Origin of the sequence: Clostridium sp. HMP27, assembly GCF_000765165.1 — a bacterium.
Classification (GTDB): Bacteria; Bacillota; Clostridia; order Clostridiales; family Clostridiaceae; genus Clostridium_AK.
Genome location: NZ_JMFY01000002.1, coordinates 174,582 through 197,167, shown reverse-complemented (window position 1 = coordinate 197,167; position 22,586 = coordinate 174,582). Strand labels below are relative to the sequence as shown.

General features: G+C 31.9%; 19 protein-coding genes and 2 pseudogenes. 4 read left to right on the top strand and 17 right to left on the bottom strand.

The features are described 5' to 3' along the window. Positions 1–13: 13 nt before the first annotated feature. The 4 genes from DP68_RS02330 to DP68_RS02315 all read right to left on the bottom strand — a co-directional run bounded on the left by DP68_RS02330 (position 14) and on the right by DP68_RS02315 (position 2,706). Complete coding sequence (locus DP68_RS02330; RefSeq protein ID WP_035305480.1) at positions 14–925, bottom strand: PhzF family isomerase; 912 nt, start codon at positions 923–925, stop codon at positions 14–16. Between the two features lie 121 nt (positions 926–1,046). Then, entirely contained in the window at positions 1,047–1,658 is a 612-nt protein-coding gene (locus tag DP68_RS02325) for a class I SAM-dependent methyltransferase (RefSeq protein ID WP_035305478.1), read from the bottom strand. A 131-nt stretch (positions 1,659–1,789) separates the two neighbouring features. Then, positions 1,790–2,155, bottom strand: a complete 366-nt coding sequence (locus DP68_RS02320; RefSeq protein WP_035305475.1) for a DUF4180 domain-containing protein — start codon at positions 2,153–2,155, stop codon at positions 1,790–1,792. A 71-nt stretch (positions 2,156–2,226) separates the two neighbouring features. Beyond that, a complete protein-coding gene (locus DP68_RS02315; RefSeq protein ID WP_035305472.1) occupies positions 2,227–2,706 on the bottom strand; it encodes a helix-turn-helix domain-containing protein in 480 nt (159 codons plus the stop codon). Between the two features lie 401 nt (positions 2,707–3,107). Between DP68_RS02315 and DP68_RS02310 the strand changes: the two genes are divergently transcribed. After that, positions 3,108–3,767 carry an elongation factor G-binding protein gene (locus DP68_RS02310; RefSeq protein ID WP_035305469.1) on the top strand — a complete coding sequence of 220 codons (660 nt, stop codon included), beginning with the start codon at positions 3,108–3,110 and terminating at the stop codon, positions 3,765–3,767. Between the two features lie 254 nt (positions 3,768–4,021). Here the strand turns inward: DP68_RS02310 and DP68_RS02305 are convergent, their stop codons facing one another. Next, positions 4,022–6,370 carry a PEP/pyruvate-binding domain-containing protein gene (locus DP68_RS02305; protein WP_363330940.1) on the bottom strand — a complete coding sequence of 783 codons (2,349 nt, stop codon included), beginning with the start codon at positions 6,368–6,370 and terminating at the stop codon, positions 4,022–4,024. Positions 6,371–6,391: 21 nt separating this feature from the next. After that, positions 6,392–7,003, bottom strand: a complete 612-nt coding sequence (locus DP68_RS02300) for a TetR/AcrR family transcriptional regulator (protein WP_035305465.1) — start codon at positions 7,001–7,003, stop codon at positions 6,392–6,394. A 245-nt stretch (positions 7,004–7,248) separates the two neighbouring features. Between DP68_RS02300 and DP68_RS02295 the strand changes: the two genes are divergently transcribed. Together DP68_RS02295 and DP68_RS02290 are read left to right on the top strand one after the other, a co-directional pair. Further along, positions 7,249–8,124, top strand: a complete 876-nt coding sequence (locus tag DP68_RS02295) for a response regulator (protein WP_035305462.1) — start codon at positions 7,249–7,251, stop codon at positions 8,122–8,124. After that, complete coding sequence (locus DP68_RS02290) at positions 8,106–8,567, top strand: chemotaxis protein CheX (protein WP_035305459.1); 462 nt, start codon at positions 8,106–8,108, stop codon at positions 8,565–8,567. The genes DP68_RS02295 and DP68_RS02290 overlap by 19 nt, the downstream gene beginning before the upstream one ends. Before the next feature lie 82 nt (positions 8,568–8,649). On the opposite strand, the pseudogene DP68_RS19130 reads toward DP68_RS02290, so the two are convergent. Beyond that, positions 8,650–8,775: pseudogene (locus DP68_RS19130) on the bottom strand (DUF2812 domain-containing protein); the annotation flags it as partial. Continuing rightward, a pseudogene (locus DP68_RS02285) lies at positions 8,758–8,966 on the bottom strand (PadR family transcriptional regulator); the annotation flags it as partial. The pseudogenes DP68_RS02285 and DP68_RS19130, both read right to left, overlap by 18 nt. Before the next feature lie 285 nt (positions 8,967–9,251). Here DP68_RS02285 and DP68_RS02280 point away from each other — a divergent pair. After that, positions 9,252–10,991 carry an ABC-F family ATP-binding cassette domain-containing protein gene (locus DP68_RS02280; protein WP_035305456.1) on the top strand — a complete coding sequence of 580 codons (1,740 nt, stop codon included), beginning with the start codon at positions 9,252–9,254 and terminating at the stop codon, positions 10,989–10,991. Positions 10,992–11,154: 163 nt separating this feature from the next. Here the strand turns inward: DP68_RS02280 and pepF are convergent, their stop codons facing one another. From pepF to DP68_RS02235, 9 genes are all read right to left on the bottom strand, one after another. Beyond that, positions 11,155–12,963: an oligoendopeptidase F gene (gene pepF / locus DP68_RS02275; RefSeq protein WP_035305452.1), complete on the bottom strand. Its 1,809-nt coding sequence runs from the start codon at positions 12,961–12,963 to the stop codon at positions 11,155–11,157. A 176-nt stretch (positions 12,964–13,139) separates the two neighbouring features. Beyond that, positions 13,140–13,490: a PqqD family peptide modification chaperone gene (locus tag DP68_RS02270; RefSeq protein WP_035305450.1), complete on the bottom strand. Its 351-nt coding sequence runs from the start codon at positions 13,488–13,490 to the stop codon at positions 13,140–13,142. Further along, positions 13,480–15,399 (bottom strand): oligopeptide transporter, OPT family, encoded by a 1,920-nt coding sequence (locus DP68_RS02265; RefSeq protein WP_035305448.1) that lies wholly within the window; start codon positions 15,397–15,399, stop codon positions 13,480–13,482. Before DP68_RS02265 ends, DP68_RS02270 begins: the two co-directional genes overlap by 11 nt. Before the next feature lie 246 nt (positions 15,400–15,645). Beyond that, positions 15,646–17,103, bottom strand: coding sequence for an aminoacyl-histidine dipeptidase (locus tag DP68_RS02260; RefSeq protein ID WP_035305446.1), 1,458 nt, complete (start codon positions 17,101–17,103; stop codon positions 15,646–15,648). 219 nt (positions 17,104–17,322) lie between these two features. Further along, positions 17,323–18,591, bottom strand: coding sequence for a GTPase HflX (gene hflX / locus DP68_RS02255; protein WP_035305444.1), 1,269 nt, complete (start codon positions 18,589–18,591; stop codon positions 17,323–17,325). 91 nt (positions 18,592–18,682) lie between these two features. Beyond that, on the bottom strand, positions 18,683–20,161 hold the full coding sequence (locus tag DP68_RS02250; protein ID WP_035305442.1) for an Lsa family ABC-F type ribosomal protection protein: 1,479 nt from the start codon (positions 20,159–20,161) through the stop codon (positions 18,683–18,685). A 562-nt stretch (positions 20,162–20,723) separates the two neighbouring features. After that, a complete protein-coding gene (locus DP68_RS02245; RefSeq protein WP_035305439.1) occupies positions 20,724–21,422 on the bottom strand; it encodes a DapH/DapD/GlmU-related protein in 699 nt (232 codons plus the stop codon). Between the two features lie 160 nt (positions 21,423–21,582). Beyond that, positions 21,583–22,062 carry a GNAT family N-acetyltransferase gene (locus DP68_RS02240; protein WP_291546906.1) on the bottom strand — a complete coding sequence of 160 codons (480 nt, stop codon included), beginning with the start codon at positions 22,060–22,062 and terminating at the stop codon, positions 21,583–21,585. A 29-nt stretch (positions 22,063–22,091) separates the two neighbouring features. Beyond that, positions 22,092–22,565 (bottom strand): MarR family transcriptional regulator, encoded by a 474-nt coding sequence (locus DP68_RS02235; protein ID WP_035305434.1) that lies wholly within the window; start codon positions 22,563–22,565, stop codon positions 22,092–22,094. Positions 22,566–22,586: the final 21 nt, after the last annotated feature.

Sequence of the window (22,586 nt, the reverse complement as noted above, 5' to 3'; positions counted from 1 at the left end):
TTTTCAGCATTTATTAATCATTTAATGATAATTCAGATTTAAATATTATTACAGCATTTCCAGAAACCTTAACTTCAACAGGTTCTGTATCTTCTATTTTCACCTCAACTTCAATAACACCTGTTCGGTTTATAGCTTCCCCTTGTTTAGCCTTGAATCTAAACAAACAATTATTGTGTTTGACAAGATTATGATGCACAAGATACGCACCTAAAGGCCCATTTGCATTACCAGTGACAGGATCTTCATTAATACCTATTGCAGGTGCAAACATTCTACCGTGTATTAATATATCACTATCTTGTGAATTAACCGTAAAAACATAGTACCCATTACATTTAATAATTTTACTCAATCTAGAAAGTGCATCATAGTTTGGCTTTAATGTGTTTAAAGTATCAATGCTTTTTATACCAATCATAACCTTAGAATGACCTGTTGAGACAATTTGAATTTCGTAGTTTTCCAGCAAATCATTATTTTTTATATTAAGAGCTGATAAAAGTTCTTTTTTATTTTCTCCATCAATAATTGTGCCAAATTCAACTTGTCCCTGTGTCATAACAATTTTGTAATCATCATTTTCTCTTATTACGTCTACAGGCAAAATTCCAGCACCTGTTTTATGATAAACTCTTGAAGAGCCCAGTCCATTTTCAACAGTACGTGCATAATGCGCAGCAATAGTAGCATGTCCACAAATTGGCACTTCATTTGTTGGAGTGAAAAACCGTATATGAGCATCATATTCATTGCTATTTGAAGAAAAGATAAAGGCTGTCTCAGAGTTATTAAGTTCTCTAGCTATTTTTTGCATTTCGTAATCAGTTAATCCATCTGCATTTGTTATTACACCTGCTGGATTTCCTGTGAATTTTTCCTTTGTAAATGAATCAATTTGATATAAATTATATTGTCTTGTCATGATTTTCCCCCTAAATATATCATAAATTTTCAGATTATATTTTAAATCATTAGTTTGCACAAATAAATTGCTAGTATTTTAACTTGACATGTTAAAATAAGAAGCTTATGAATTAATTACCTTATGTTTTTTTTAAGATATATTCAACTAATCCTTGTCTAATTATTTCACCTTCATACATTCTTTCAAAAACTCTATTTTCTTTATATATTATTTCCATACCGTAAAAATATCTATCTGGATCACACTCTTCAAAATAGGAATGTATTACAGAAATATCATCTTCTATTTGATCATATTGATTTTCACCAAGGTCTATACCTTGTCCACATCGAAAATCTTTTGTGGTAAGAAAGTTCACAAAAAGTAACCCATTTTTCTTTAATACTCGTTTCATTTCATTTATAGATTTTGAAACATCTGATTTTACCATATGAAATACTGAATTATAGGAATACACAAAACTAAATGTTTCATTTTCAAATTTTAAATTCCTCATATCTCCAAGTTCAATATTTAAGTTCTGGCTTTTTTTATTTGCGTATTCATTAGCTTTTTCTAATTGTTTAGTATTAAATTCTATTCCATGCGTTACATATCCATATTCTGAAAACAAGCTTAGCGGTGGACAATTACCTCCTGCACCACAGTCTAATACTACCTTATCCATATTTGTTTCATTACAGAACATGATAAATCTATACAATGATATTTGTCTAAATATTTCACCCATGTTATGTTCTTTCCCCTTCTTTATCAAAATATAGCTAACAATAATTATCCCGTATATGCCTAGATGAAAATCCTTAAAAAGCGTCTTAACAACACTATCTTTTCTTCAGTTAATTACATTAATATAAAAACTTAAGCATTACTCAATTTTTCAATAGCTTCTTTTTCACTTGGCAAAAAGAATATATCTCTTCCTTTGTTACTCTCATAAATGAACTCTCTCAAGCTCTTACTTGAATACATAGAAAAATCACCAACTATTGCAATTTTCATATGATAGTTAATAAACTTTTGCAAAATTTCTCCTGCAAGTCGTGTTTTTAAATCAAAAAACTCCTCACATATTGAAGCCTTATTTATAATTGTACGATCACAATCTGTTTCATATCTTACCGTTCCAATGAAATCCAGCGATGACTGAACATCAGTTATCAAAATCTCGCTGCTATTTACAATAGCAATCTCTACATTATTTTCTTTTATCTTAGCTATTTTCATAATTGTCCTCCAATAAATTAATATTTTTCATTGCACTATATACATATTTTTATGTAGAACTTGGCAGCACTTTATTGTTCTACAAGCATTGAAATAGTGTCTAACATACTTTCTATAAATTTTACACTGCCCCAAAGAATTACTCTTAATCTTTTATCATTCTCATCATACTTTATATTAACTGTAGATCTTCCCATTTCTGGATCTTTGCAATTTGCTATAGCTATAATTGTATTTGATATTCTCATATAGTCATCTTTTCCAGTTTCCTTAATATCTATTACTGTTGATACATTTATCCTATCTGATATAGTATCTTCTTCATCACTTGTAGTGAAGTAATCAACATTTAATTCCTCATTTATTTTTTCACTTCCCATTTTACCACTGTTTCTTTCCATAAAGGTACTTAAATCATGTCCTGATATTCTCCATTGCTTTCCAACTTTGCTTGCCCCAAGTTTGCCTTCAGTTATAAATTTTCTTATGGTTTTATGATGCATACCTAACAATTCTGCAACTTGATCTATTGTATAGAACTTATCTTCCATTATGCTTTTTCATCCTTCCACAATTACTTTATATCCAAATTATAATAAACCTTCCCTATATGGTCAATTAATTTATTGCACTTTATTGCATTTTCTTAGATTTTATTCAACCTCATTGCATCTTACTTAGATTTTATTACATTTCTTTTGTACATATCTCATTCCAAATCCTCTTGTATACAGTTTTCGTAACTATTTTATGAAAACCGTGTTTTCTCATAATCATTACAGAATTATTTATTAGATTGAATACTTATCTTCAAACATGTTATGATTTCACTATGGCATGCCAATAAAAGTTATATTTTAAGATAACCTTCAGAAAAAAACTGAAGGCAAGGTCTTATTTACTTAAATTAATAATAAAAATTACACATGTTAGAAAAGAGGTGCCGGATTTTATGAAAGCTTTTATAGAAAAATATAAGTATAACTATATAAAAAAATGTTTGCTTAATTTAAAAAATGCTTTAAGAGATTGTGTAGATATTAATGTTGTTGAAGTAAATAAAGCGTATACACATAATAAAATATTAGGTATTTTTGAAAATTTATCTGAGGAGGAAAAGGAACTACTTGATATTAGCAAAATAAATAATCCTTCACAAATTGATAATTATTTATCCGAGTTGAATGAGTATGTATACGGTATGCCAAGTATTACCAAGCCACAAATTAATAGATTATTCAAAAAAGAAAAGAATTTTAAATTACCAAATTTAAGTGATCAGGATTCAAAAAATGTATATTTAGGTTGGATTGATGAATCTACTAGAAAACTATTTATAGCTTACAATATGGATGACAAGCTTATCGGTATGGTGTGCAAAGTTCCAAATTATGGTTCCAACAACACTCATGTGTGCGCGCTTTGTAATCATGTAGGTCTTGAAGATGAAGTAGCCTTTGTTTCATCTATCTGTAAAACATCTAATAGTGGAGAAGGTGCCTATAGGTCTATAGGCTTTAATATATGTTTAGATAGCCAGAAGTGTAATGATCGAATTGTGTCTGTTGAAAAGCTTGAGGAAATTTTAAAGGATGTTAATAATATAAAATAACAGTGCCATACATATTGACATTCTCTTTCCCAATAAAAAATTTATAATTATATTATTATGTTGCTTATAAAAGCAGCCTTAACCTAGTAATATCACTAGTTAAGGCTGTTCTTTATATATAGAATTAAATTTCTTACCTTTCACAAATAACTTAGCAAAAAAACAAGCACTAATACGTCAAAATTAGTGCTTTATTCTCAATTATTATATACTATTTTCATTCTCACTGATGACACGTAGCTTTTCCACACACATTATTCCAATATCTGTACAGTTCCTTGACCTCCATCAACTAGTACCCGAGTCCCTGTCTTAAGTCTTATAGTAGCATTTCCACAACCTACAACAGCTGGAATACCAAGCTCTCGAGCTACAATTGCAGCGTGGGACAAAGGTGCTCCTACATCAGTTATTACTGCTGCAGCCCTAGGGAATAAAGGGGTCCAACCTACATTAGTTGTCGTAGCAACCAAAATTTCTCCTGATTGAAGCTTTTCTCCTTCTTCGGGGCTTACCAGAATACGTACTGTTCCTTCTACTCTACCCGCTGCTCCTGAAAAACCCTTTAATACTTCAGAATCAGGTGCAATAGTAATTGACATGGTTGCATCATAGAAATCCATTCTTCTATTTGAATCCTTCATCCATTCACAAGGATTGAAGCGTCCTCGAATAATTGATGGGAATGGGGGTATAGATTTATATTTCTCATAATTTTCTTTTCTTGCTGGAACATATTCTACTTTTACATCTCTATTAGACAATAAATCTTCTACTTCATTAATATAGAGAAAAAATACATCCTCCCCTATTCCTGTAATCTCACCTACCCTAATTGCAAATGCTCTAAGAACTCTAAATACCCTTACGAACTCTGAACGGCATGCTTCTCTAATACGAGCACCTTCTGATGCTTTTGCTATCTGCTTTTCAAGCCATTTTACTTTGCTGGGAAACCGCTCCTGAAACCTCTTCCAAGCCTGTTCATATTGAATATGCTGCTTCTTTAGAAGTTTATCTACATCAGTATTAGAATCCTTAAATTCCTCAATCTGCCTTTCAAGCCAGTTTGCATCCTCCAAAGAATCGGCAATTGATAGCTCGAACTCATGAGGGCCTCGATGCCCATTTTGTTTAAGATATTCCTCACGGCTCATTTCTCCATTAACAATCTTTGATATGCCTACAACTGGCCCAAGGCTTGCCAGCTCTGAATCCCCCCTTAGGTTAGATAGAAGGGTATTAGCATCTTCAGTCCCAACCAACTTTGTAAGCTTTTTGCTCAATGTCAAAGCAAGAACAGCTTTAGTCCCACTAATAATCAGTCCCCACCAAGCCTTTTTATTATAGGGCTCAAGCTCATGCTTCCATAGTGTAAGTAGTTCTTCCTTTGTATTTACTTTTTTTATTTCTTTAGTTACCTCCCTGCACCATCCCGGTGTACTTTGAATATACTGAGGCATGTTTTTTGAAATTTCTCGATACATTTTAAAGTAATATTTTACTCTCGGAAAGATCTTTTTTATTAAATCAACCCTATTAAATGGATAAACCGGAATTGTTAGTCCTTCTGGTAATTGGCCGAAAACCTCACTAATCATTTTTTGTGCTAACTTTGAACTACCATATAATGCAATAACAGCTGATAATCTCTGACTAATATTTGAGTATATTCTTCCACAAATATTACCCGACCATAAATAATATCCTGGTATAAAACCAGATTCAATATCTAGCGACCTTACAATACTCCAAGTCAATGGAGTAACAACATCTGGAATTGCTTCTCCCACATTTGTATTTACCCAAATAGCATCTCCAGCTAAGCTCTCGTTTATTTCATAGGTATCTAGATTTCCGGAAGTAACTGTGGTTATGGGTCTTGCCTGCAAAAGATATAGTTTTCCATTCGCTACAGCCCATTCGATATCCTGAGAGTTTCCCAGTTCCTTCTCAAGCTTTTCTGCATATTGATACAAGTTACGAGCATATTTCTTAAACTCATCAGGACCCTCATATTTTCCCTTTGGCCTATTTAGTTTAAAATCATATGCATTCTTTTCTCCAGAAACAAGCTGTTCTCCCAATCCATGTACGTAGTTGCCTATCATACTTGAATAGCTGCCTGTTATAGGATCGGCAGTAAACAATACCCCTGAAATTTCAGACTGTACCATAAGCTGTATAACTACTGCTATCTGATGAACCTGATCCATACCTTGAACAGAGCTATAAGCTCTTACTCGCTCTGATTCTCTTGACCTAAAAACTTCATCAATGGCTTTCTTTATATCTTTATCCGTTTCAACATTAAGAATAGTTTCAAACTCCCCTGCAAATGAGGCTTTGACTGAATCTTCGCTTAAAGCTGATGATCTTACCGCAAATAGAGCTCCTTTATTTTTATTTCTAATATCGCCTAATAAAGCTTGCACCTCATTCCAGGCCTGATCACTAAGTTTTTCATTTCTAAAAGCAGAGGGTAAAATAACAAAACCGTCTGGAACTGGATATCCCTCTTGATGCATCTTTGCCAGCATGCGACCTTTTCCTCCTGCATATATTTGTAACTCAGGAGTTAAAGCTTTAAAGCTTTTAACCATATTCTCCACAATAAACCCTCCCTATTTTTGAATTCCATATCGTATCATATCAAAAAAGCCATTCCTCTCTTCAATAAAGTTTTGAAAATAGGTTTCATTCAACTCCTTATCTTCTACTAGGTCTGACAGGTATTTGTTCTCAAAATAATCTAATGTAATTTTGATTATTTCAAATGCCTGCTTTCTGTCTACACCTTTCCTTAGAGGAACTTTTTCAAATAACAGCTCCATTACTTCATCCCTTTTGTTAATTAGTTTTCCATATTTTTCGCAAATCTCCATTTTCAATTCTTCTGGTGTATTATAAAAGGCCTCTATTATAACTTTATATAGTTCAGGATTTTTCCTGTAGTAGTTAAACTTTATATTACTTATCTTTTCCTTAACCTCAAAAAAATCTCCCTGTTCCAGTATGTTATCAAAGCTAATTTCAATACTTCCCTTTTCAAAACACCTATCTAATAAGGATAGATATAAGTCTTTTTTACTCTTAAAATGATGAAATATTAGGGATCTAGATATCCCGGCTGCCTCTGCCAACATTACTGTGGAAGTTTTCTCATATCCATGTCTGGCAAATACAGCCAAACAGGCATCTAAAATTTGTTCTTTATCATAAAGCTTTGCAGGCATACTAATTTCCTCCTTGAATTTTACTGACTTATATGTTAGTAAAAATATAACATATGCTGACACCCATGTCAACATGCTTTCCTCATACTCTATAATTTTGTTTGTATCTATAAAAAAATTGATATATTTCCAATTATTGTGAAGGAATATTGAAAAAAACGTCGAAATACTTTAATAGGCCTATTTTGCAAAAATTACGTATTTATTTGATTTGACATTATGATATTTTGAGGAGGGTTAATAAAATGAGTAAAACAAGAATAGTTATTGTAGATGATTCACCTTTTCAAGTTTCTCTTTTAAGTGATTTATTAAGTGAGAATGGATTTGAAGTCCTTGGAAGTGCAGGTTCTCTTGATGAGGTTAAAGAAGTAATAAAATCCTTAAAACCTGATTTAGTAACAATGGATATGACTATGCCAGGTACTGATGGACTTGAATGTACTAGAGCAATACATGACATAGATCCTAATATCAAGGTGATTATTGTAAGTTCTATGATGGATGATGAAATTGTAAGAAAAGCTAGAAAAAATCATGTTTCAGGTTATATTCAAAAGCCAGTAGACAGCGAGGAAATTACACTATTAATAAACAGGATAATGGCAAATGAAGAATTGTTTCAAGAATTAGAAAGTTATTATAGTAAAGTATTTAAAGAATCACTATTAGATATATTTAACAAGTTAACAAAGACTATTCCAGAATTCACAAATGAAAGTACCAACAATATAGCTCAGAGCTCCAGAGGAGTTTCAATTGTTTTAGGTATAATCGGAAAATACTCTGGTAGACTGATTCTTGATATGTCATACGAAACGGTATCAAAGCTTTCAAATATCCTACTGAAAAGAGAACCAAAAGATAATGAAGAAATGCTAAATGTTATGGGTGAAATTGCCAACATGTACGCTGGCAATGCTTCTTCTATGATAAATAAGAAGAATAAATTATTTGGATTAAGAGTTGCACCACCTACAATTTTCCACGGTGAATCAATTAATATATCCAAAGGAGAATTAGAAACAAGCTTTTCTGCAATTGTAAATTCTGCATTTGGAGAAATAACTATGAGTATTGGATTCAATCGAGGTGATGAAGAATGGATATCAAATATATAACTCCTTTTGTAAATTCCTTTGCAAATATACTTCCACAGGTTGGTTTATCAGATATTAAAAAGAACGGACTTTCTTTAAAAGGTAAATATTTAGAAAGTTCAGGGGTAGTGATAATAGTAGGATTAATGGGTGATATTAAAGGAAATATTATTTATAATACTTCAATTGAAAACGCTAAAAAAATTGCATCTTCAATGATGATGGGAATGCCAGTAAATGAGTTTGATGAATTAGCTCAAAGTGCAATTTCAGAGTTAACTAATATGCTTACAGCTAATGCAGCTACAGAGTTTTCAAATATTAATATTAATGTGGATATTTCTACTCCCACACTTATACATGGAAATTTTACTGCTAATGCAAGTATTGATAAGGTAATATGTGTTGAAATGTCAGCTAATGATATTTCTTTTGATATCAATATTGCTCTGGAAACCCCTTAATAATTTTATTAGAATGCTCCCATAAACTAAACCCAGTAGTAAGCAATCAGAACTGCATTACTACTGGGTTTTAACCATTTGCCTCTGTTTGATAATCTAAACTATATATTATGTCTTGAGGTTTATCGTTTTTTAATTTATAAAAAAAGCCTCCAATTATACCCTCTAGTATCCAGCCCTGGCTTGCATATTTTTTTAATTTCTTCATATCACTTTCTTCACTAAAGGCAAATCCACTAAATCTGCTGCTAAAAGCTTTTTCAGTGTTGTATAAAGTGATGCAGGACCAATACTAACTTCATTATTAGTAAGCTTCTCAATAGTTTTCATAATTAAGTATCCGTGTTTTTCGTCAGTAACACTAGATAAAATATAAAAATCAGATTTTTTGTATATCATTTATTGATATATCATTAATTGAAGCTAATAATATATATTGGATTTTCATTGGTTATAATTGCAAAAACAGCCTAAGATACTTCATTTATTAGAATAACTGAGACAGTTTTTGTTGCTTATACGAAATGATTGAACTTAGTGAAAAAAGATGTTATGCTATCAATGTTAAACTTAATAAAATTCTTTACTACATAAAAACGAAGTATGAAATTTTAATTGACACGTTAATATATTAAAGAGCTTATTTTTATAGGCTCTTTTTTAATGATAAAGAGAGGTAATAATATGATAAAAGTTGATAACTTGTCCTACTCATTTCCCCAAAAGAATCTATATAATAATATTTCATTTACATTAGAAGATGGCCAACATTGTGCCTTTATAGGAACAAATGGCAGTGGAAAAAGTACGCTGATAGATATAATTATGGATCCTGAAAAATATATGTTCGATGGTACTATAGAGATGTACCCAAATTGTAGAATTGGATATGTAAGTCAATTCCCACAACTAGACAAAATAAAAGACATTACAGTTTTCGAATATATAGCTGAAGAATTTATTAATCTACAAAATGAAATAACATCTATATGTACTGAAATGGAAACATCTTCTGATATTGATACTTTACTAGAAAAGTATCAGCAAGCTTTAGACTTATTTGATGCAATTAATGGGCATGATTTCCAAAATATTATTGATAAAAAGCTAACTCTTACAAACTTAATTAAGTATAAAGATCTAATGATATCTGAACTTAGTGGTGGAGAATTGAAACTTATTCAAGTAATTAAGGCAATGCTAAATAGTCCAGACTTACTGATTATGGATGAACCAGATGTGTTTTTAGACTTTGGAAACCTTAATTCTCTCAAAAATCTAATTAATTCACACAAAGGAACAACTTTAATTGTTACTCACAACAGATATCTATTAAATCATTGTTTTAACAAAATTATTCATCTTGAAAACATGGAACTACAGGAGTTTGATGGAAGCTATATTGATTATAACTTCTCATTGCTTCAAACTAAAATTGAGCTACAAGAGCTTGCTGCTGCTGATGATGAAGAAATTAATAGAAATGAGATCTTAATAGATAAATTAAGAGTTCTAGCAACTGAAAATGCTGAACGTTTCAGAGGGAAAACTCTAAATGCTAGAGTTAAAATTCAGGAAAGATTAGAAGAACGTAGAATTAAAGCGCCATTTGTAGATATTAAAGAACCTAATATCAATTTCTTTACAGATAATGAAATGGAAGAGAACATTGCTTTAAAGGTTAATGATTATAGTGTTGCCTTTGATGATATACTTCTAGAAAATGTTAACTTTGAGGTTAAATCTACTGATAAAGTAGCTATTATCGGTTCAAATGGTACCGGTAAAACTACTTTGCTTCAAGAAATCTTTAAAAATAATCATGATTCTATTGAAATAAATAAAAATGTTGAAGTGGCTTATTTATCTCAACTCCAAGGCAAAACACTAAATGATTCTAATACAATACTTGAAGAGTTCTTCGATGCTGGTTTTAAAACTTATGAAGAGATTAGATCCCATGTTTCAAACTATGGTTTTGAAGAGGAATTAATTAATCAAAAGATAGGTTCTTTATCTGGCGGAGAAAAAAACATACTTCAGTTGGCTAAAATTGCTGCTAATAAAGCAACCTTGCTACTTCTTGATGAACCGACAAGTCATTTAGATACATATTCACAAATCGCACTGGAAAAAGCCATAAAAAACTATAAGGGTTCGATTCTAATGATTTGTCATGATTTCTATTCTATAGTAAACTGTATGGATTTTGTTTTAATCATTGAAGATAAGACCATTAGAAAAATGAGTATGCGAAAATTTAGACAGATGATTTATGCTAGTCATTTTGACAGAGACTATTTAGAAATTGAACAAAATAAAAAATTAATTGAAACAAAAATAGAATTGGCTTTAAAAGATACTGATTTTACGCTTGCAAAAGTTTTATCTGAAGAGTTAGAAAAGCTGATTAAGTTACTCTAAAATTAAACTAATAGGTCTAAAACCTCGACAACACATTTTTGTATTGTCGAGGTTTTCATGGTGGCGGCGAGGAACGATGGTTGAAGTCCACAAAGGTTTTATTTCTCATCAGAACATTAGGATATAATTGGAAATTATCTTTAAATAAAGTTAGAGTATAAAGTTACGCTTCAATTTCATCAGTGAGCTTAACTATCTCATCAATTATGCTGCCAATGTACTCAATAGTATCAAGAAGCGGCTTATCTGTGGTTATATCTACTCCCGCCATTTTTGCAAGTTCTACTGGTGTTTTAGTTGATCCTGCTGCAAGTACTGCCTTCCAATCATCTATAGCTCGCTCACCTTCTTTTAATATTCTCTTGCTAACTTCTGTTGCTATAGTAAGTCCTGCGCTATAAGTGTAAGAATAAAGTCCCATATAATAATGAGGCTGCCTCATCCAGGTTAATTCTGCTCCATCAACTATCTTTACGTCATCTCCCCAGAACTTTTGAAGTACTTCTTTCTTTATTTTACTAAGAGTTGAAGCCTGAACACTTCCTCCTTCATCAATTATTTTGTATACTTCCCTTTGATAAGCCGCTTCTAAAAGATGAGTTACAAAATTATGATAATAAGTATGGCCAATCATTGAAGATAAAACCCATCTTCTGAACCTTTTATCCTTATTAGTCTTTAAAAGGTAATTTGCCATAAGAAGCTCATTCATGGTGGATGGCGCTTCTACGAAATATGTAGAAACATCTACATCAAATATATTTTGACTTTTGTTGCATGATTTGAAATGGCCTGCATGACCAAGTTCATGGGCTAAGACAAATACCTCTGCCATCTTTTCACTCCATGATAGTAATATAAAGGAATGACTTGCATAAGGACTTGCGCAAAATCCTCCTGTGGATTTCCCCTTATTTTGTGCAAAGTCAATCCATCTCTCATCGTAAGCTTTTTTAACCATTTCTAAGTAATCGTCACCTAATACAGCCAAAGCACCTTCAATATATTTTTTAGATTCTTCTATAGTTACATTAGGATCGTACTCTGGATCCACTGCAATCTTCAAGTCTGCAAAAGTCATTTCATCAAGTTTGTGTATTTTCTTTAAGAGTCTTGCATACTTTCTCATATGAGGTGCTAATTTTTCAGTTATAATATCTATCTGTCTGTTATATAAATCTCTATCAACCTTTTGAGGGAACAATAAACTATCTATAACAGAGTCAAAACCTCTTAAGGCAGCTATATTTTTTTCTTTTTGAACTTGAATCTGATAAGCTGCAGCTGTAGTATATTGATATTCTTTTAATTTATCCGAAAATGCTTTAAACGCTGCTCTGCGCACCTTTTCATCAGTTTCATATTCATATTCATTTTCAAAAAGTGCATAACCAAGAGGATATTCTTTTCCATCTACAGTAAAGCTCTTAAAATCCATATCTGCATGTTTAGCTTGTTCATAAACTTGATAAGGTGCCTCCAAAGTTCCAGATAAAGCAGCTAATACTCTTTCTACCTCTGGATGAAGTGCATGTACCTTTTCTCCTTTTTTATCCTTTAAATAATTGCTGTTTTCTTTAGATGCAGTTATTGCAGCATCTAAAACTTCATCATCGGCTTGGATAATTTCACTTGTTATAAAGCTTAATCTACTTTCAATGTCGGATATTATATTTACCATTTTAGAATATCTATCCTGATTTTCATTATTTGTATAATCCACTGAAACCAAAAGCTCTACATAAGAACTTGTAAGACCCTTAAGTTGAAATAATTTTCTTAGCTGGTCTAAACATTCATTAATCTTGCTTGCTGTATTCAATCTACCCTTATACTCTTTTTCTATTTCCACCGAAAGCTCTTTCATCTCTTTTACAGCTGATTGAAATTCTTCATCTGTAGCATAAATAGCAGATAAGTCCCAAGTAAGTGCTTGATCTATATCTTTTCTTTCCTTTAAAACTTTTCCCATTAACAATGCCCCCTTTTATATATGTTCAATACAACTTACACTTTATACCTTTTTATTCCCTCAGTCCACTTAAATTGCGTATTAAATATAAAAAATCGTACTGGATTTTCCAATATGGCCCCCCTAAGCTTGCTAATAAATAAAGATGGCACTGAAATCCAGTGCCATCTTTTGTATTAGAAATTTGTTTTTTCTATATAGTGACAATTAACGTCGATATGGTTTAAGAACAACAATAATCTTTCATAGAGTGGGTAAGCTTTATCACCATACTTCGCTTCTAGATTTTTCCCAATATCTTTTATAGTTTTTTTGCCATCTATTTGTAAAAATGCATAGCTTGCATACTCATCCATAAAAATTCTTTTATATTCTGGAATTCTAAATTTAAGTTTTCTAAAGAAGTTTTGGACCTTGTGATCTTGTTTTTCAAGTATAGTCACAATATTGTCCTTATCTACTTCATATTCTAAGCTATCAGAGATTTTAAATATTATGCTTAAGACCTCTTCGTTATTATTCAGCATTTTTCACCTTACTATTCATTATAGGTATTATAGTAGCTATTACTAGACCTACTAATATTAAAAATGCCATTACATTAGAAGCAGTGAATCCACTTGGTCCAGCTCCTTTTATAACACCTGTTACTTGAAGTATTATACCTACAAGTCCTATTATAGAACCACCAGCAACAAGTCCAGATGATAAACTTATACCATTAGAAACTTTAACTTCCTTTTCTTTTTCAGATTTACAAGTTCTTTCTACAAATAAACGAACCAATGCACCTATTAGTATTATAGAGGTTGTAGATATTGGTAAATAGAACCCTATAGCAACCGTCATTACAGGAAGGTTTAATAAGAATAAAACAACTCCCATAACAGCACCAGCAATTATCATAACCCACGGTAATTTACCTGACATTATACCAGCAGTTAATGTTGACATTAAGTTAGCTTGAGGTAGTGCAAATGGGACGTTATCACCAGTCATTGCAAGTTGGTTAGAAAGTAATAATATAGTACCAACAACTACTGTAACACCAACTATACCAGCTATAGCAAAGTATTTTTGCATTTCATTTTTGTCCCCACCTATTATAAAAGTAACCTTTTGCGATTGAGAATAACCACCAGCCATAGCTATAGCAGTAACTATAAATGTACCAAATAAAAGTAATGATCTATTGCTTTCAGGATTTTTCCATCCCATTGCAACGAATAATAATGTTACAACAACTATAGAAGCTATAGTCATACCAGATACAGGAAGGTTAGAAGTTCCTATAGTACCCGTTAAACGTCCAGAAACTATAACAAATAGTAATGACAAGAATAATGATAAAATAGAAGCAGCTATTGCCATTAATATATTACCGCCAGATATCAAGAAACCGGCTATGAAACCTATTACTACACCACCAAGTAATATTATATTTCCAGCAGATGATCCCTCACCACTATTTGAAGACTTAGCATTAATAGTTTCTTTTATGGAAGATGCTATTGTAGGTATAAGCTTTATAGCACCTATTAAACCACCAGAAAGCATCATTCCAGCACCGATATATTTTACATAACTACCAGCTATATCTTTAACCTGCATAGCTTTTATAGCGACATTAGGATTATTCCATACGGCTGCACCGTCTTGTCCGAAAGCAGAGAAATAACCTATTAAAGGCATAATACAGAAGTTAGATAATATAGAACCAGCAAACATAGTTAAAGAAACCTCTAAACCAACTATATATCCTATACCTAATAATAGGGGATTGACTTCAACTTCAAATTTCCACTTGTAAAAGGTTTCGTTTACATAGCTTATAACGTTGTTAGCTACATTTAAAAATGAACTAGTTACAATAGTTATAATACCACCTATTCCAAACCCGATTCCCATGTACTTCATTGATTCTCCAGCACCTTCTGAAGCAACAAGTGTTTCAGCTATAGCCATTGACTCAGGGTACATTAATTTGCCGTGTTGTTCAACCATTAAGTAATTATAAACAAGAGAAGCTATTCCTATACCGAATAAAACTCCGCCTACACCAACAACAAAACCTTCTAAGAAAGTAACTTTAGAACCTATTAATAGAATTGCTGGTAAAACAAATATTATACCACTAGCAACAGATTCTGCACCACTTGACATACCTTGAATTAGGTTTTTACCAAGAATACCTTTTTGTTTAGAAAATGCTGCTATAAGAGCAGATCCTAGTATAGAACCAGGTATACCAGCCGCAACTGTAAGACCTGATTTCATACCTGAATAGGCAGTAGATGCCGCGAATAAAGCAGCCAAAATGATACCAATTATCAATATGACAACGTTTCCACCAGATTTAGAACCACTAGAAACGTAAGGTACGTAGTCTTTACCAGCTACACCTCCATATGCATATTTAGATAACTTATTATCCACGATATATCCCTCCAATGTATTTTATATACATATCATACATATTCCCCATTAAAATATATTATTCCTAAAATATCATATCATGGTTATTTTTGCCAACATGATTGCAATGAGACTACTAATTATAATAATAAAATTTACATTTAAAAGACACAGAACAATTTGTAAGTATAATAATAACTTAGTTAACTAGCACAAGGAAATAAATTATAAGGACCAAAGATCAAAATCTTTGGTCCAAACATTTAATTATTTTACATTCTTCAATACTTCCAATAAGTATTCCCACGTCCTCTGAACTGAGGAAATACTCATATGTTCATTTGGAGTGTGAACATCATATAGATTGGGTCCAAAAGAAATGGCATCTATTTGACCAAATTTTTCTGCAAACAATCCGCACTCAAGCCCAGCATGAATTGCAGTTATATGAGGTTTCTTCCCGTACATTTTTTCATATATATCTTCAAAAATTGTTCTTATTCTTGAATCAGGATTATATGCCCATTCAGGATAACCAGATTCGGCAACAACACTTCCACCATTCAGTTTAGCCGTTGCAACCAGTCTATTATATAATTCGTTTTTTAAGCTTCTAACGGAACTTCTGATTGAGCTTATGAATTCTACCGAATCTTTATGCGTAAAAATCACTCCAAGATTCAAGGAGCTTTCTACTAAACCCTTAATATCCATGCTCATCGAAGTTACCCCATTTATAACTAAGTATAAGTAGTTAACTACATTATTAGTTGATTCTTTTGAAAGCATTTCTGGAGGCAAGGTAGGTAAACCTTCGAATTCTACTCTTACGTCAGGATCTGGTGTTCTCAATTCAGTTTTAAGCAATTCCTCACACTCAGATATTTTTTGCTCAACTAAAGCTTTATCCTCAGCTCTTACTAAGATAACAGCATCTGTCTCACGTGGAATAGCATTGTGCTTAGATCCACCCTTTAATGAACTGAGTCTAAAATCTATTTCAGATAAAATAGACATTAGTATACGACCCATTAATTTATTAGAGTTACCTCTTTCTTTATCTATTTCCATTCCAGAATGTCCACCTTTTAAGCCTCTTATTCTAATTATATATGGAACAAGGTTTGCATCTATTGCTTCCCATACTGCAGGAATTGTTGTTTTAGCTGTAACCCCACCAGCACAGCTCACTAATAGCGTACCTTCTTCTTCGGAGTCTATGTTAATAAGTGTTCTTCCTTCTATATTTTTAGGTTCTAATGCCATTGCTCCATCCATTCCTGTCTCTTCTGAAGTGGTAACAAGCAATTCTATTGCCGGATGTTGATATTCATTAGAAGCCAAAATTGCTAGTCCCATTGCAACTGCAATTCCATTATCTGCTCCTAAGGTTGTGCTAGTTGCATATACCATGTCATCAATTATTCTTAACTTTAGCGGATCCTGAGTAAAATCATGTTCTATACCTATATTTTTTTCGCATACCATATCCATATGACCTTGCAAAACAATAGCAGGACTGCTTTCATATCCGGGTGTTGCTTTCTTTTTTATAACAACATTTAATGCGGAATCCTGAACATATTCTAGATTATGCTCCTTAGCAAATGATACTAAATAGTCGCTAATCCCTTTTTCATTTCCAGACCCTCTTGGAATCTGTGATAGCTTTTCAAAGTATTCAAATACTTCAACTGGTTGTATACCTTTAAGTACTTCTGTCATCGTTTTTACCATCCTCTCCCATTTTATACTATTTACAGAAATATTTCAAAATATTATAAATATCTCTATAGGTATATTTACCACAAACTAAAATAAAAATCAACATGTATAATTTTACGTATTTTTTATATAATTAAACTATTATAAATTATTTTAATAGATTTATTTTAAAGTCGATAAGACCTACCAATAAATACTAGTGTGACTATACGTAGATAACTATATTTTAACCAGGCTTTCAAATTGCTTATATCTTTCATAATCTGACTTATTACATTCCATGGATATCAGCGCTCCATCACTGTTATACTCATTTGATTTGATATTGGCATTGTCGTTAAAGTATGACAATATATTTCCTTTTTCATAGGGGATTAGCAGCTGGCAGCAAACATGCTGTGGGAAAACCCTCTTGCAAATTTCATTTACTAGCTCATCTATTCCAGCTTTATTTTTAGCAGAAATATATATGCAATCTTTCTCATCTTTTGTGATCTCACCATCTACCAAATCTGTCTTATTATAGGCATAAATAATAGGGATATTATCTGCACCTAATTCTTTTAATGTGTTCTTTGTAACTTCAATATGCTGTTTATAATTAGGATTTGAATAGTCAACTACATGAACTAACATATCAGCTTCAGTAATTTCCTCTAAAGTTGAGCGGAATGCATTTACAAGCTGGTGAGGCAGCTTACTGATAAATCCTACTGTATCACTTAACAGGAAAGATTTATTATTGGGCAGTTTAATGTTTCTTACATAAGTTTCTAAGGTAGCGAATAACATATCCTTTTCAAATACCTTCTTATCAATTGAAGAGCTGTACAAATCAATCATGGAATTCATAATGCTTGACTTACCTGCGTTTGTATATCCTACCAAAGCAACTGCAGGCATTCCTGATTTTTTGCGTTGTTTTCTTTGGTTCTTACGCTCTACTACAAGTGTTTCCAGTTCTGCGTTCAGTCCACTGATCCTATCCTTGATCTTTCTGTGATTAAGTTCAAGTTTTGTTTCTCCAAAGCCCCTGCTTATAAACCTGACACTTCCCTCCTGCCGACCTAGTGATCCTTCAAGTCCAGCTACTCTCGGCAGAATATATTGTAATTTTGCTATTTCTACCTGCAGCTGTGCTTCTTTGCTTTTAGCTCTCTTAGCCAAAATGTCAAAAATCAGAACCGTTCTATCTATTACCTTGCATTTTAAAGCTGTATCTAAATTACGAATTTGTGAAGGAGACAACTCATCATTAAAAATAACCATGTCCACATCTTTCTCATGAATTAATGTAAATAATTCTTGGATTTTTCCCTTACCTAGATAATGAGAGGAATACACTCGCTCTAATTTTTGAGTAATTTCACCAACTACCTCAATATCACATGCATCAGCTAGGCTAGACAGCTCCTTCATCATATTTAAAAATTCTTTATCATTCTTGAGATTACAGCCTACAATTATTGCTCTTTGTTTTTGTTCCATATAACTTCCTCCGTTCATTGCCATTCCACTTTATACAAATAAAAAGGGTAGTCCTGTCACTACCCCTTTTAATATACTCTCATTCATAAAGCTAAAGCTCAAAAACCTTTGTTGCAATATTTTTACAAAATTCACTGTCATGTTCCACAAACAGTAAAGTTGGTGAGTATTCAATCAGTAACTCCTCTATTTGCATACGTGAGATAATATCAATAAAATTAAGGGGTTCATCCCAGATATGCAAATGAGCTTTCTCACAAATACTTTTTGCAATGAGCACTTTTTTCTTTTGGCCGCCGCTAAAAGATAACATATCTTTTTCAAATTGCTCTCTGGAAAAATCAAGTTTTCTTAAAATAGATTTAAAAAGACTTTCATCAATATTGTTATTTGAAGCGTAGTCAGTCAGATTGCCCTTAAGATGCGATGTATCCTGGGACACATAGGATATTTTAAGCTGACTTCCTTTATTGAAATTACCTGTGTAGTTTATATCCTCACCACAAATAAGCTTGATAAGGCTTGATTTTCCTGAGCCATTTTTACCTTTAAGTGCAATTCGGTCACCTTTCTCAATATTAAAGCCAACATCTTTACAAACCATGGTGTCGTCGTAAAAAATTGAAACATTCTCAAGTTCCACAAGTTTGTTTTTATGATAAACAAGTTGGGAAATCTTCAAGCTGTCGGAGCTTTCAATATTTTTGAGCAGCTTAGACTTTTCTTCAATAGCAGCTTGCTGTCTGCTTTCAATTGACTTAGAGCGTTTCATCATTTTAGCAGCTTTATGGCCAACATAACCTTTATCCAGCTTAGATCCAGAGTTTGTTGTTCCTTTCTTGGATTTTTCTACTTCATTGGACCAATTACCTGTTCGTTTAGCCGACTCTGATAAGCGATTAATATCTTTTCTAAGCTTCTCATTTTCTGCAAGCTCAAAGTTATCCTGCATTTGTTTATTTTCCCACCAGCTAGAAAAATTACCCTTTTGTATTTCTATATTTGTCTTATTTATTGAAAGCACATGATCAATACAGTTATCCAAAAAATACCTATCATGTGAAATCAGAATAAATCCTTTCTTTTTTCTAAGGTAATTACTTAGTTTTTTTCTAGCTTCAGCATCCAAATGATTTGTAGGTTCATCAATGAGTAGGAAGGAGTTCTCCTTCAAAAACATTGCAGCAAGCAATGCCTTGGTCTGTTCTCCTTTTGATAGTGTATGAAACTGTCTGTATAAAACATCATCGTCTATATCTAAAAGCGATAATTCTTTCATTATTTCCCAATCCATTGAATTCGGACTGATTTCTCTTATGATATCTATAGTGAAATTTTCTTGTTTCTGCACCTCATAAGGAAAATATTCAAGCGTTACATTCGCCGAAATATTTCCAGCATATTCATATTTACCAAGTAAAAGATTCAGAAAAGTAGTTTTTCCTCGTCCATTTCTCCCGGTAAAGCCCAATTTCCAATCGGTATCAATTTGAAAGCTTACATTTTCAAAAATATTATCATAACTGCCTTCATAAGCGAAGGTCAGGTTTGTTACATTTATTAAAGACATATTCTTATCCTCCTTTGTAATTAAAAGTACACATAACAAAGTCGGAAACATAGGCGACTGGTATTACTCCATATAAACAGAGTTCTTAGTGTCTTTGACACTTAGAACTCGTTATCCAGGGACGTAACCGCTCTTTACTTCCCCTTAGAGAGGGAGAGTATTAGAGCGGGTAGTCATCGGATAAATGTCGCCCAAAGTATCCGGCTCTATATGGAGATTGTCATGCGTTAGCGAAGTATCTTTATGATCCATTGTATAATCCCTCCTGCTTATTATTCTCATGATCTGTAAAAAAATAAGAGCTGCAAGAAATTATTATTCTTGCAGCTCATAAATACAGCGAAGACAAACCCCTATTAGGAGCATGGCGAGTATATATTTTCTGAGCGAAAAAACAATTAATTTCTTGCATAGGCACAACAAAAAAGCGGCATTGTACGAACCCACAATTTTATTATGCTTGGTAAAACTAGCAAGAAAAATTAATCATCTTTTCAACTCCAATCATCATATTTCTTCAGATTATATCATACTTACTTTCAAAATGCAACAAACATTTTCTCTAATTGTGAATTAAGGTTTTATGATTACAACAAAGACCGCAACTGCAACGTGTATCACCAAATTTTAAATCGTAAACTTCTGAAAGCTCTACATTAACTTTAATAACCTTTTCTGCAAAATCTGATTGCGCTTTTGGTACTTCTAAAAGATTATCTGCCTTAGCTTGTGTATTTATAATTGCACCAATTGGAACATATCTATTTGCAACTATCCTAATTCCTCCTGTTACAATTGCTCCAGTATCAATATAGCAATTGTCCTCTACTATAGCATTAAATACAATTGAATTAAACCCAACAAATGTATTGTTTCCTACAATAGCTGGTCCATGAATTAATGCTCCATGAGCTATACTTACTTTATTCCCAATATATATTGAATATCCTATACCATTTACAGAGTACTTAGCATCTTTTAGCCCATGAAATATTACTCCATCTTGTATGTTAGAATTATAACCTATATAAAATGGCGTTCCCTCATCTGCTCTTATTACTACATTAGCACCTACAAATACATTCTTTTCTATTGTTACATCACCTATTACACTTGAAAATGGTCCTATAAATGCACTTTCGCTTATTTGAGGATACATACTTACAGGATTAAATGAAGTAATTGGATTTTCCCCAACAAAGTAAGCATATAAATTAGTTGGCCCTATTGGCTTATGATCTTTTTTTATACTATTACACATTATAATTTTCTCCTTAAATTAATATTATATTATATTAAACTTAATATTAATTTGTTAATGATTCTATAAATATAAAAATGTACCAGCATTTGCTGGTACTAATAAAATAAAAATTTAAAAATATTTTCAAAAGCGATTAAGGATACTATTCTTTTATATATTAAATATATTTTGACATATGTATATCAGTATTTTTAAAACCAACCTTCTCATATAAGCTTATAGCTCTCTTATTATGCGCAAATACATGTAATGATACTTTACTTATACCATGTTTTTTTACTTCATCATCAAGTGCTATCATTGATTGAGTGCCATATCCTTTACCACGAAATTCTTCAAGAATTAAAAAATCGAATATAAAGGCAGTCCTCCCAATTAGACTTTCACTAAACTCAAGCCATAAATAACCTACCTTCATATTTTTATCATTATCAAAAATTGAATAAAGATACTCTCTTTCGGTCTCAATATCATTTGGAAGTAATTTTTTAAATGATTCTTCTGATAGTTTATATGCTTCATCTTCTGCCCAAGTACCTGCTTTAACTTTTTCAATTGCATATGCATGAATTGCTATTGAAATATAGTGGTCAAAATCTGATTGGGCCATCTTTTCTAATTTTACTATAATAATCACCTCTACTTTTAGTATTATATAACCTTTTATTATAATTTAAAATAGTTATCACTCATGTGTTTCTTAAGGTTTTCTAAACATTTCAAAAAATCATCTATATCTCTATCATCCATATTTAATATGGAATTAAATAAAAATTTACTGCTTGCCTGTTTATCTATTGAATCAATTAAATTTCTTCCTTTATCTGTTAGATAAACTCTACTTATTCGCTTATCATTTTTATCCTTTATTCTCTCCACAAGCCCCTTATTTTCAAGTCTTGTTATTTTTTCAGACATCGTATTTTGTGAATTATCAACATTCTTTGCTATTTCTCCAATAGTAGGAGCTTTTACTTCATCATTAACATACAACATAAGGTCATCTAATTCTATTAGTAAATGAAACTGTTCTAAACTCAAATCATATTTCTGCGCCAGTTCATGATACTTTCTATGTATAATATTATCTATATCATTTTTATATTGTACTATAATTTCTATTTTTTCTTCTTTGTTCATAGTAACGACCCCTTTATATCG